Here is a 12,374-nt window from a genome sequence, read left to right on the forward strand (position 1 = left end):
CTTACGCGTCGCGGTTCAGCCAGGCCATATATTCCGTTACGCCTTCGGCAACGGTCTTGAACGGCTTGTCATAACCCGCTGCGCGCAGGTTGGTCAGATCGGCCTGGGTGAATGCCTGGTAGCGGCCTTTCAGTTTGTCCGGGAAAGGAATGTACTCAATGCTGCCTTTCTTGTGATACGCCAGCGTTGCGTCAGCCACGGCCTGGAAAGACTCCGCGCGGCCGGTGCCAAGGTTGAAAATACCGGATACCCCATTTTCCCAGAACCACAGGTTCACGGCGGCAACGTCGCCTACGTAGACGAAGTCACGCTTAAAGCCGTCGCTGCCTTCGAACAGTTTTGGACTTTCGCCGTTATTCAGCTGAGTGTTCAGATGGAACGCCACGCTCGCCATGCTGCCTTTGTGGCCTTCGCGCGGCCCGTAGACATTGAAGTAGCGGAAACCAACGATCTGGGAGTTCGCTTCTGGCAACACCTGACGCACATACTCGTCGAAAAGGAACTTGGAGTAACCGTAGACGTTCAACGGCTGCTCATATTCGCGGGATTCAATGAAATCAGAGGTACGTCCGCCGTAGGTGGCCGCCGAAGAGGCATACAGGAACGGAATTTCACGCTCCAGACAGTAGTGAAGCAGCTCTTTAGAGTACTGATAGTTGTTGTCCATCATGTACTTGCCGTCCCACTCTGTGGTGGAGGAGCATGCCCCTTCGTGGAAGATGGCTTCGATCTCGCCGAACTCTTCACCTGCCATAATCTGGATAAGGAAGTCTTCTTTATCCATGTAGTCAGCGATGTTCAGATCCACCAGGTTGACGAACTTGGTGCCGTCTTTCAGGTTGTCAACCACCAGGATGTCGGTGATGCCTTTGTCATTGAGAGCTTTAACAATATTGCTGCCGATAAAGCCCGCGCCGCCGGTAACGATGATCATAACTGTAACCTTTGAAGTGTGGAGTCCGGGGACAATCCCGGACGCTAATGGTTCTATCATATCATTAGTATGGCTGCCCTTCAGCCATTCACCGACATAGCGCAAGGGTACACGTGATTTATGCTGCAAAAACGAGAAGAGATAATGTGTCATCTCGTCATGAACTATAGGTTTGGGTAATATGTGCCGAAATTTGCCGAGTCTGGAGAATTGCAATGCGTGGTGATTTTTACAAACAGTTAAACAGCGACCTTGAGACCGCGCGTGCGGAAGGGTTGTTTAAAGAAGAGCGTATTATCACGTCTGCTCAGCAGGCGGACATCACCGTTGCCGATGGCAGCCATGTGATCAACTTTTGTGCGAACAACTACCTGGGTCTTGCGAATCACCCTGAGCTGATTGCTGCGGCGAAAAGCGGTATGGACACCCACGGTTTTGGTATGGCCTCCGTACGCTTTATCTGCGGCACGCAGGACAGTCACAAGCAGCTTGAGAAAAAGCTGGCGAACTTCTTAGGCATGGAAGACGCAATTCTGTACTCCTCCTGCTTCGACGCCAACGGCGGTCTGTTTGAGACGCTGCTGGGTGCAGAAGATGCCATTATCTCCGACGCCCTTAACCACGCTTCTATCATTGATGGTGTGCGCCTGTGTAAAGCGAAGCGTTTCCGCTATGCCAATAACGATATGGTTGAACTGGAAGCACGCCTGAAAGAGGCGCGTGAAGCGGGTGCTCGCCATGTGCTCATCGCCACCGACGGCGTGTTCTCTATGGACGGCGTGATCGCCAACCTGAAGGGTGTGTGCGACCTGGCGGATAAATACGATGCGCTGGTGATGGTCGATGACTCGCACGCGGTCGGTTTTGTGGGTGAAAACGGCCGTGGCTCGCATGAATACTGTGACGTGATGGGCCGCGTGGACATCATCACCGGTACGCTGGGTAAAGCGCTTGGTGGCGCGTCTGGCGGTTATACCGCTGCGCGTAAAGAGGTGGTGGAGTGGCTGCGCCAGCGCTCCCGTCCGTACCTGTTCTCCAACTCCCTCGCGCCGGCCATTGTTGCCGCCTCCATCAAAGTGCTGGAGATGGTGGAATCCGGGGCTGAACTGCGCGACCGTCTGTGGTCCAACGCGCGCCTGTTCCGCGAAAAAATGAGTGCGGCAGGGTTTACCCTGGCCGGTGCTGACCACGCCATTATCCCGGTCATGCTGGGTGATGCCGTCGTGGCGCAGAACTTTGCCCGTGAGCTGCAAAAAGAAGGCATTTACGTGACCGGGTTCTTCTTCCCGGTCGTACCAAAAGGCCAGGCGCGTATCCGCACCCAGATGTCCGCGGCGCATTCGCCTGAACAAATTGAACGTGCGGTGGAAGCCTTTACCCGCATCGGTAAACAGCTGGGCGTAATTGCCTGAGGACGTGTGATGAAAGCGTTATCCAAACTGAAAGCGGAAGAAGGGATTTGGATGACCGACGTGCCGGAGCCGGAAGTCGGTCATAACGATCTGCTGATCAAAATTCGTAAAACCGCCATTTGCGGCACTGACGTTCATATCTACAACTGGGATCAGTGGTCGCAAAAAACCATTCCGGTACCCATGGTTGTCGGCCACGAATACGTTGGTGAAGTGGTTGGGATTGGTCAGGAAGTGAAAGGTTTTAACATTGGCGACCGCGTCTCGGGTGAAGGACACATCACCTGCGGCCACTGCCGTAACTGCCGCGGTGGGCGTACGCACCTGTGCCGTAATACCATTGGCGTGGGCGTGAATCGTCCGGGTTGCTTTGCCGAGTACCTGGTGATCCCGGCCTTTAACGCGTTCAAAATTCCGGACAACATTTCTGACGATCTGGCCTCCATCTTTGACCCGTTCGGCAACGCGGTACATACGGCGCTCTCTTTCGACCTGGTCGGCGAGGATGTGCTGGTCTCCGGCGCGGGCCCTATCGGGATTATGGCCGCAGCGGTGGCGAAGCACGTGGGTGCACGTAATGTGGTGATTACCGACGTGAACGAATACCGTCTGTCGCTGGCCCGCAAGATGGGCGTCACCCGTGCGGTGGATGTCTCTAAAGAGAGCCTGGCCGATGTGATGGAAGAGCTGGGCATGACCGAAGGGTTTGACGTGGGTCTGGAGATGTCCGGCGCACCACCGGCGTTCCGTACCATGCTGGATACCATGAACCACGGCGGTCGTATTGCGATGCTGGGTATTCCGCCGTCGGATATGTCTATCGACTGGAATAAAGTTATCTTCAAAGGGCTGTTCATTAAAGGCATCTATGGCCGTGAAATGTTTGAAACCTGGTATAAGATGGCGGCATTAATTCAGTCAGGTTTGGATCTGTCCCCGATTATTACACATCGTTTCTCCGTTGATGATTTCCAGAAAGGCTTTGACGCGATGCGTTCGGGCCAGTCCGGGAAAGTTATTTTGAGCTGGGATTAAACCTGCCAGCTGGCACCCGTATAAACGGGTGCCAGTGCTAATTATGGTAGTTTGACTTTTCGGAATTTTCTTGTTACTTTTCAATAAGATACCAATCTTTCTTCTCCACGCGTTTATTAATAATAATTACGTCAGGAAGACACTGTCAGGCTTGTCAAAACATTATGTCCACGCACCTTTCGCTGAAGCTGGTTGATACAACTTCACGGTTTACCTCTTTTTTAAATCTGGCGATTTCTCTTTTAATACTTATGGCTGTAAATATTTTACATGCCCGATATAATTTGGTAATTAACAGAGCGTTTGTTTTTTTATTGATGTTGTTGATGCTCAAGTGCATAGACAATAAATTAATACGCAATGTACTGGCGATTGTACTCCTCATTCCAGTTGCGGCAGATATTTCTCTCCAGCTCCACGCATGGAGAAATTTCGATTCTGCGTTTAGTTATGGGTTTGCAATGAGCATAATCCACTCTACACCGGATGAAGCAAGTTCAATGCTCAGCGTGTACTGGCGTGAATGCATTATTTTTATCACACTCTCTGCTTTTTTTATTTATACCGCAAATACGGGTGCATGGCCCGTTGCACCGCGATTTCGTCGCTGGCCTGCCATTGTGCTTGGTGTGACGTTGTTGGCTTTCTATGGTCAGGCACTACAGCACCAGCTCAGGAAAAGCAGCGTCGAAAGTCTGGCGCAGCGCGTGGTTCAGGCGACACCAGTCAGTACGGCAAAAGTTTTCATGCAGGCTATTGAAGATAACGCGGTCATTGCCAATATCGGTAACAACATTCCTGATTACAAACTCACGCTTTCGGATACCGGTATTGAGAACTACGTGCTGATTATCGGTGAGTCTGAGCGAGCGGCGAATATGGGCATCTATGGTTATCAACGAGATACTACGCCGGAGCTGGAAAAGCAGAAATCGCAGCTCTTGCTGTTCCGTAATGCTGTAGCGCCAGCGCCGGTCACGATTATGGCCGTACCGTTGGCCATGACCGCTGATAAAGTGAATATTCGCGATCCAAAAAAATATGGTGATAATGTTATTAATATTGCCAATAAAGCAGGCTATGAAACTTATTGGTTTAGTCATCAGGGTAAAGGCGGGGCGCATAACAACGTCATCACCGGGATTGCGATGAATACGAAACAGCATGAATGGCTCGAAGGCGGTTACGATGAAGATCTTCTACCTCTGTTGCAAAATGCATTAAAAGCCCCGGGTAAAAAAGTGATCGTCTTGCATTTATACGGCAGCCATGAACCATCCTGTACGCGCTTTCCGGCAAACCAGGCGGTGTTACATGGTACCAATGAGGCCGATGACTGTTATGACAACTCGGTACGGTATACAGACACATTGATGGGCAAGATGTTTAGTATGCTGGCCAACTCGCGTTCTTCGGTTATGTATTTTTCCGATCATGGTTTGATTCGTGATCCGCAACGCGCTGTCGTTTACTCTCACGGTAATGTGAACCCTCCACGAGAGGCTCTGCACATCCCTGTGTTTATCTGGTATGGGCAACAGGTTGATAAAGCCAGGCAATATACAGGAGACTATTACACCGTCTGGTCTGCTGATGATGTTAATACGCTTGCTGAATTGTGGTTGGGGATCCATCGTCAGGGTCAACCTGTCCAGTCGGTAAACTCATGGCTTGCCGGTTACGATAAAAATGTTTCAGTACTGGATACCACAGGTAAGACCTATTACTGGAGTAATATACGTTAGCCCGGACGTGTGATATCTACTGCACATCAAGGTAACGTAAAGTAATAAAAGGGTTTGAGGCTTGAGGGCTCTCCAGAAACATCGGTAATACATCAACATGATGTATCGATAGGCCCTCGCCATATCTGTGTATATCCTGTGCCCTTTTTTACTGTTTATTTTTCGTCAGTCAGATAAAGCACTTTACGCGAGTCATCCTGACCTTCGATTAATAGCGTATCATCAGTTCACGGCAGATACGTGTGCCATTTCGACAGGAGGAAAACGTCTGGGAGATTTTAACATCCTGTTCTGATTAGGTTATTGCGCGCCAAGCACGGCTTCGACACCGCTGACATAATTTTCAATGGCATAGTTACGACAAACATTTTGCCTGGCTGCTGCAGCCAGTCGAGCCCGCAGGTCAGCATCCGTCCAGATACTATCCAGATGTTGCGCTAGTTGTGAAACATCGCTCCAGGGGAAAAGCAATCCGGTAGAGGCATGGTCAATGAGTTCAGCTGTGCCGGTCACCTGGGATCCAATAACGGGGATATTGAGCAGCATCGCTTCCAGCACTACGCGAGGAAGGCCTTCACTTTTAGAGGCGAGGATAAATGCGTCAAACGTGGCGAGGTAATCAAAAGGGGTATTCTGAAAACCAGTGAAGATCACGTGACTTGCAATACCCAGGTTTTGGGCCTGTGCTGCTAACGCATCACGCTCAGGGCCTTCACCGACCAGCACCATTTTCCACTTCGCTTCGGGATGCTTCAGACTGAACTGCGCCAGTGCTTCAAGCGTATGGTGGTTAGCTTTACGTGGGATCAATGAGCCAATGCTGCCAAACACAAAGGTCTCGTCATCTATGCCCAGTCGCTGACGCATTGCGCGGCGATCCGGTAAAGGCTGGTAGATGTCGATGGCATTGTTAACGGTCGTACACAGATCGGGTCGGATACCATGCTGCAGCAGCACCTGTTCAACGCCATGCGAGACCGCGATGATCTTTGTGGCATGCGCATTGACCAGTTTCACCAGTGGTGGGGACAGAACAGGTTCAATACGGCAGTGCTGAATTAATCGCGCCTGTAGTTTCGCCGCCGCGAGATAACCTTCCTCGTTCGAGCCAGGTTGGTTATTCATATAGAGCGTATCGAAACCACCATGCGAGAAAAGCGTTTCGATTTTGCTGACATTGGGCCTGATACGCCACAGAGTATCGACGTGTCGTGTAAACGCTTTACGGGCATTGCGCGAGAAAAACAGCAGACCACGTCCTGCTTCTTTCAACAATTTTGCCCATGCCGGTTGCTTATGTTGAGGAATGACGATCAGCGGGATCCCAATGCTGTTTAGCACCTGGCCTATGGTTTGACCACCAGCACGACTATAATCGTTGTAAAAACAACAAGTAATGTCGAATTTGTCGCGATCAATTCGCTTCAGAAGCTCAAGCATACTGTTGGTGCCTCCCCCCCATTCTTTGCCTGTGTCCAGGAGGAGGATTTTACGTTTTTGCGGCATGTCTGAATCCATGTGCTACCCTTGATCTGACCGCATTATAAAGAATCTGTTGAAATAAAATAGATTTTTCTATTGTGATAGTTTTTTCTGTAAGATAAATTTTCAAACACGATTATTTTAAAAGTGTGATTTAAGACTTTAATCGTCTCTTCTCATTTAGATAGTATTAATGAAAAAATTTATGCTGTTATTGAGTGAGTGGAAAAATGTTTAAAATAACGGTCTGCTTATTAACTTTCAACTCAGAAAGGTTGTTACGTGACGTAATTCCGCCTCTTTTAAAAATAGCGGATGAAATCGTCATTGTTGATTCCGGAAGCACAGATAATACACTACATATTTGCCAGAGTTATGGTTTGTCGCCGGTCTACAAAAAATATGGCTGGCATGGCGAGCAGATGAACCATGCCGTGTCATTAGCGAGTCATGACTGGGTCCTGTGCATCGACAGTGATGAAATTCTCGATTCAGACACTGTTGATGCTATTTTAAAATTAAAAAGGGGTGACGAACCCGATCCTGCAATGGCATGGCGGATATGTCGTCACTGGTATGTTTTGGGCGAAAAAGTCCGAACATTATATCCTGTCTCTTCTCCTGATTTCCCGGTACGACTTTTTAACCGTAAGCAGGCACGATTTAATAACAGACCCGTAGACGATAAGGTAGAAGGTTTTCGCCACTCTGAACGCATTCCCGGTTACGTCAGACATGATACATTTCACACATTGCATGAACTTTTTAGCAAATTGAATGGTTATACAACCCGCCTGGTTCAATATCAAACGATACGCCCCTCTATCGGTCGAGGTGTGATCAGCGCCATCGGCGCCTTTTTCAAATGGTATCTGTTCAGTGGTGCCTGGCGTCAGGGAAGAGTGGGGGCAGCAACAGGCTTGTATGCCACGGCCTACAGTTTTTTGAAGTATTTCAAAGCCTGGTATCAATATCAGGAAAGAAAAGAGCCCGTTACAAAAGAGCAAACGGACTCTCACATTACAGAATAAGCGTTAGCCGATCAGGCTTTCTTACCCCAGCCCTGCCACTGATGTTGAAAATATTGCACCAGCGTACTCTGGCTGATGCTTTCACCAATCACAGAGAAGAACCGGGTCGCATAAACCGGTTCAGGGGCATGTTTCGGCACACAGCGTTTTACGCCGCGGAACGGGTTACGCGGCGTTGATAACCCTGGTTTCCCCTGGTTCGGCGTCGACGTATCAACCTGTGGTTCGTTCAGGAGATCGCTCGGGCGGACCAGCGTGATATCCGAAGGCAGTGTCGGCAGCATTTGCTGCAGGACGCGAACGGTCGACGGATGCGGGTGGCCGATGGCAATCGCGGAGCCATTGCGGCGGGCCAGCTGCACAGCGCGATTAAACTGCACGCGAATGTCTGCTTCGTTCTGCGTATCGTCAAGGAACACCTTGCGCTTAATCACCTTCACCCCCGTTCCCTGCGCGGCACGCATCGCCTGACTGTTGCCGATGGTCATGCTATCGAGGAAGTAGAGGTTGTAACGCTCCAGCGCCTGCATCACTTTGAGCATCCCGTACAGGCTGGATGTCATCGCGCTGCCCATATGGTTGTTTAACCCCACGGCATACGGCACTTTGTTGTAAGCGTCGCGGATAATGCGATCGATCTCATCGCTGCTCATCTCAGGGCGCAGAGTATCTTTTTCCAGCGGTTGTTTGCTGATGGGGGCCATCGGCAGATGGATCAAAACCTGGTGGCCGCTGTTGTGGGCCTTGGTCGCCATCTCACGCGCGTGTGGTGCATTGGGGAGGACGGCGACAGAAATGGCTGCCGGCATCGCCAGCACCTGATTTTCATAGTGCGGACGATAACCGAAGTCATCAATCACAATGGCGAGTTTACCGGCGTATACCGGTGCGACCAGCGCCAGTGCGCTGGCGACGGAGAGAACAATTCGACGAAATTGAAGCAAAACTTATCTTCCCAACCACGGCTGTGGATTGACCGCCTGACCCTGGCGACGAATTTCGAAATAGAGTGACGGGCGGCCCTGACCGCCACTGCTGCCCACAAGGGCGATGGGTTGACCGGCGCGCACCTGAGTGCCAACGCTGACCAGTGCGCTCTGGTTGTAACCGTAGAGGCTCATGTCGCCTTTACCGTGTTCAACCACTACCACAAGCCCGTAACCCTGCAGCCAGTCGGCCAGGATCACGCGGCCATCGGCGATGGCTTTCACTTCGCTACCTTCAGACGCACCGATAACTATCCCTTTCCAACGTAGTTCACCCTGCAGCTGTTCGCCATAACGATGCAGAATTGAACCGCGAACGGGCCAGTAAGCCTGACCGCGCGGGGAGCCCAGGCCACCGGTTCGTGACATCAATGAGCGTTCGCTTTCGCTTGGTTTATAGGTCGTGCCTTTACGGGAGGCTTCCTGCTGCTTATCGCGAACGGCCTGCGCCTCGCGAGCCTCTTTTTCGGCGCGGGCTTTTGCCGCGGCCTCCGCTCGGGCGATGCTGTTACGCAGCTTCGATTCGTTGGCGCGCATTTCGCTCAACTGGCTCTGACCAGCCTGAATGGAGGATTCAAGCCCGGAAAGGGTTTTCTTACGTTCGTTGCGAGCCTGCTCGAGCTTTGCCTGCTGGGCCTGCTGTTCGTAGAGCAGCGTCTGCTGCTGGCTCTGCTTCTCTTCCAGCTCGGCTTTTTGCGTGGTGACCTCTTCGCGCGTCTGTTTTAGCTGTGCGATAGTCTCCTGACGCGCCTGGTTCAGATAGCCGAAATAGGCCTGCAGGCGCTGACCGCGCTGGCTCTCTTCACCGCTGAGGATCAGCTGAAGGCCGGTGTGTTCACCCTGGCGGAATGCGGCATCAAGTTGCGCCGCAAGATTACGTTCCTGCGCATCGCGCTGACGTTCCAGCTTGGCAATTGACGCGTTCATCTCGTCGATCTGTTTATTCAACTGGGAGAGGGTGTTTTGTGTTTCGCGGAGCTTACGTGCGGCGGCGGAGATCGCCTCTTCCTGCTGCTTAAGCTGAGCAAGCAGCGACGCGCGTTGCTGTTGCTGCTGACGTACCGCACGCTCTTTGGCGGCGATATCGGCCTGAATGGATTTCAGCTGGTCGCGATCATCCGCGTGGGCGGATGCGGCGCACAGCAATACGCCAGCGCTGAGTGCGCTGGCGTAAAACAGAGGTCTGACTGATAACCTAAGCGGTTTCACGACCCATGTGATTGAAAAAATCGCCTTTCCCCTCATGGGGAGCGATTATTCCACGATGAACAGCGGCTTACCAGTCATCTCTTCAGGGATCGGCATACCCATCAGCGACAACATGGTTGGCGCGATGTCAGAAAGCTTGCCGCCTTCCACTGCTTTCAGTGCTTTATCACCTACATAAATCAGCGGAACCGGCAGGTTGGTGTGGGCGGTGTGCGCCTGTCCGGTTGCCGGGTCGCGCATCTGTTCTGCGTTACCGTGGTCAGCGGTAATCAGCAGCTGGCCGCCAACGGATTCAACCGCTTTGGCAACCTGCTCAACGCAGTGATCCAGCGCTTCAACCGCTTTAATAGCCGCTTCCATCACCCCGGTATGACCCACCATGTCACCGTTTGGATAGTTACAGATGATGGTGTCGTATTTGCCGCTAACGATCGCCGCAACCAGTTTTTCGGTCAATTCCGCAGAGCTCATCTCTGGCTGCAGGTCATAGGTAGCGACTTTTGGTGAATTAATCAGAATGCGATCTTCGCCTTTGAACGGCTCTTCTACACCGCCGTTAAAGAAGAAGGTGACGTGGGCATATTTCTCGGTTTCGGAGATACGCAACTGCGTCTTATCGTTTTTCGCCATCCACTCACCGAAGGTATTGGCCAGTGAAGCTGGTGGGTAAGCGCATGGGGCGTCGATGTCAGCGGCGTATTCGGTCAACTGGATGAAGTTGATGTTCACCGCTTTCTTACGGGCGAAACCGTCGAAATCGCTGTTAACGAATGCGCGGGTGATTTCACGCGCACGGTCAGCACGGAAGTTCATGAAGATCAGCGCGTCGCCATCTTCCATGGCGGCATCAGCCTGGCCTTCTGCGCGAATGACGGTCGCTTTCACGAATTCGTCGTTTTCATCGCGCGCGTACGCGGCTTCAAGGCCCTCAACGGCAGTCGCAAACTGGAACTCGCCTTTTGCCAGCGTCATCAGGTCATAGGCCTGTTCCACACGATCCCAGCGATTATCGCGATCCATGGCGTAGTAGCGACCAATAATAGATGCCACGCGGCCTTTGCCCAGTACGGCAAATTTCTCTTCGAAGGCTTCCAGCGAACCTTTAGCGCTACGCGGTGGCGTATCGCGGCCATCCAGGAACGCGTGCAGGTAGATTTTTTCCGCACCGCGCTCAGCGGCCAGTTCAACCATCGCCATAATATGATCTTCATGGCTATGAACGCCGCCGGCAGACAGCAGACCCATGATATGCACGGCTTTGCCTGCGGCAACGGCTTTATCCACCGCACCGCACAGCACAGGGTTGGCGAAGAAGGTGCGTTCTTTGATTTCAACATCCAGACGCGTCAGATCCTGATAGACAATGCGCCCGGCGCCCAGGTTGACGTGACCGACTTCAGAGTTACCCATCTGACGGTCCGGCAGACCCACTTCCAGGCCGGATGCGTCAATCAGAGTGTGGGGACGTTTCGCCCACAGCGCATCCATGACCGGGGTTTTAGCGTTGAAAATGGCGTTATCCTGTTGATCTTCACGGTAGCCATAGCCATCCAGAATCACCAGTACCATAGGTTTTTTAGAAACCGACATTGCGACAACCTCATGCTCAAGAGTCAAAAATTTGCGTAATTTTACTACAGCTGAATCGTTCAAATAGCCGCAGAAGATCAAAGAAAGGGCAGGGGCAAGATGCTTCTCCGACCATTTTGAGGCATTTTTTTAGGTGGCATGCCGCAGAAAATGGATTAGCTTAGGGTCGCTGGCTGTATTTGCCACAACGCACAGGTATACTCCTGTCCTGGTTTTTTTAATCACTAAGTCGGGAGTAGTTACCCTCCATGCAAGAAATTATGCAATTCGTTAGCCGCCATCCGGTTCTGAGCATCGCGTGGATTGGCCTGCTGGCCGCTGTGCTGTTCACCACATTTAAGGGCCTGACGTCTAAGATTAAGGTTATCACCCGTGGTGAAGCGACGCGTCTGATTAACAAAGAAGATGCCGTCGTGGTCGATCTGCGTCAGCGTGACGATTTCCGCAAAGGGCACATTGCAGGCGCTATCAACCTGCTGCCAGCTGAAATCAAAGCCAACAACGTGGGCGAGCTTGAGAAGCATAAAGCCCAGCCGATTATCGTTGTTGACGGTACCGGCATGCAGGCGCAGGAATCTGCTAGCCTGCTTCATAAAGCAGGCTTCGAAAACGTCTCTGTACTGAAAGAAGGTATTTCCGGCTGGAGCGGAGAAAACCTTCCTTTGGTGCGCGGTAAATAAGGAGTTCAGTGATGGCCAATATCGAGATCTACACCAAAGCGACCTGCCCGTTCTGTCACCGTGCGAAAGCGCTGCTGAACAGCAAAGGCGTAACGTTCCAGGAACTGCCGATCGATGGTGACGCGATAAAACGCGAAGAGATGATTCAACGTAGTGGTCGCACGACGGTTCCGCAGATTTTTATTGATGCGCAGCACATTGGCGGCTGTGATGACTTGTATGCGCTCGACGCCCGTGGTGGACTCGATCCCCTGCTGAGCTAAGAGACTT

The 12,374-nt window shown here is 51.8% G+C and carries 11 protein-coding genes; 6 read left to right on the forward strand and 5 right to left on the reverse strand.

Features of this window, described 5'->3' with window-relative positions:
• Position 1 precedes the first annotated feature (1 nt).
• The gene (rfaD, locus tag ACQG2G_RS00690; RefSeq protein WP_013094908.1) at positions 2 to 934 is read right to left on the reverse strand and encodes an ADP-glyceromanno-heptose 6-epimerase; all 933 of its coding nucleotides are present in this window, start codon (positions 932 to 934) and stop codon (positions 2 to 4) included.
• 215 nt (positions 935 to 1,149) lie between these two features.
• On the opposite strand from rfaD, the gene kbl reads away from it, so the two are divergent.
• The 3 genes from kbl to ACQG2G_RS00705 all read left to right on the forward strand — a co-directional run bounded on the left by kbl (position 1,150) and on the right by ACQG2G_RS00705 (position 5,126).
• Positions 1,150 to 2,346, forward strand: a complete 1,197-nt coding sequence (kbl, locus tag ACQG2G_RS00695) for a glycine C-acetyltransferase (protein ID WP_013094909.1) — start codon at positions 1,150 to 1,152, stop codon at positions 2,344 to 2,346.
• 9 nt (positions 2,347 to 2,355) lie between these two features.
• On the forward strand, positions 2,356 to 3,381 hold the full coding sequence (tdh, locus tag ACQG2G_RS00700) for an L-threonine 3-dehydrogenase (protein WP_029881902.1): 1,026 nt from the start codon (positions 2,356 to 2,358) through the stop codon (positions 3,379 to 3,381).
• A gap of 164 nt (positions 3,382 to 3,545) precedes the next feature.
• Entirely contained in the window at positions 3,546 to 5,126 is a 1,581-nt protein-coding gene (locus tag ACQG2G_RS00705; RefSeq protein ID WP_061771540.1) for a phosphoethanolamine transferase, read from the forward strand.
• A 300-nt stretch (positions 5,127 to 5,426) separates the two neighbouring features.
• Here the strand turns inward: ACQG2G_RS00705 and ACQG2G_RS00710 are convergent, their stop codons facing one another.
• Positions 5,427 to 6,632, reverse strand: coding sequence for a glycosyltransferase (locus tag ACQG2G_RS00710; protein ID WP_061773032.1), 1,206 nt, complete (start codon positions 6,630 to 6,632; stop codon positions 5,427 to 5,429).
• A 206-nt stretch (positions 6,633 to 6,838) separates the two neighbouring features.
• Here ACQG2G_RS00710 and ACQG2G_RS00715 point away from each other — a divergent pair, with 206 nt between their 5' ends.
• Positions 6,839 to 7,639, forward strand: coding sequence for a glycosyltransferase family 2 protein (locus ACQG2G_RS00715; protein ID WP_058678537.1), 801 nt, complete (start codon positions 6,839 to 6,841; stop codon positions 7,637 to 7,639).
• Between the two features lie 11 nt (positions 7,640 to 7,650).
• Here the strand turns inward: ACQG2G_RS00715 and ACQG2G_RS00720 are convergent, their stop codons facing one another.
• The 3 genes from ACQG2G_RS00720 to gpmM are packed head-to-tail and all read right to left on the reverse strand — an operon-like array spanning position 7,651 to position 11,424.
• Entirely contained in the window at positions 7,651 to 8,583 is a 933-nt protein-coding gene (locus ACQG2G_RS00720; protein WP_038982549.1) for a divergent polysaccharide deacetylase family protein, read from the reverse strand.
• A gap of 3 nt (positions 8,584 to 8,586) precedes the next feature.
• A complete protein-coding gene (gene envC / locus ACQG2G_RS00725) occupies positions 8,587 to 9,846 on the reverse strand; it encodes a murein hydrolase activator EnvC (RefSeq protein ID WP_028028031.1) in 1,260 nt (419 codons plus the stop codon).
• Between the two features lie 33 nt (positions 9,847 to 9,879).
• Positions 9,880 to 11,424, reverse strand: a complete 1,545-nt coding sequence (gpmM, locus tag ACQG2G_RS00730) for a 2,3-bisphosphoglycerate-independent phosphoglycerate mutase (RefSeq protein WP_057072707.1) — start codon at positions 11,422 to 11,424, stop codon at positions 9,880 to 9,882.
• Positions 11,425 to 11,672: 248 nt separating this feature from the next.
• Here gpmM and ACQG2G_RS00735 point away from each other — a divergent pair, with 248 nt between their 5' ends.
• Positions 11,673 to 12,104 carry a rhodanese-like domain-containing protein gene (locus ACQG2G_RS00735; RefSeq protein ID WP_013094920.1) on the forward strand — a complete coding sequence of 144 codons (432 nt, stop codon included), beginning with the start codon at positions 11,673 to 11,675 and terminating at the stop codon, positions 12,102 to 12,104.
• A gap of 11 nt (positions 12,105 to 12,115) precedes the next feature.
• Positions 12,116 to 12,367: a glutaredoxin 3 gene (gene grxC, locus ACQG2G_RS00740; RefSeq protein WP_010426371.1), complete on the forward strand. Its 252-nt coding sequence runs from the start codon at positions 12,116 to 12,118 to the stop codon at positions 12,365 to 12,367.
• The last annotated feature ends 7 nt before the right edge of the window (positions 12,368 to 12,374 follow it).

It is taken from the genome of Enterobacter cloacae complex sp. 382A5, assembly GCF_050031095.1.
Taxonomy (GTDB): domain Bacteria; phylum Pseudomonadota; class Gammaproteobacteria; order Enterobacterales; family Enterobacteriaceae; genus Enterobacter; species Enterobacter cloacae.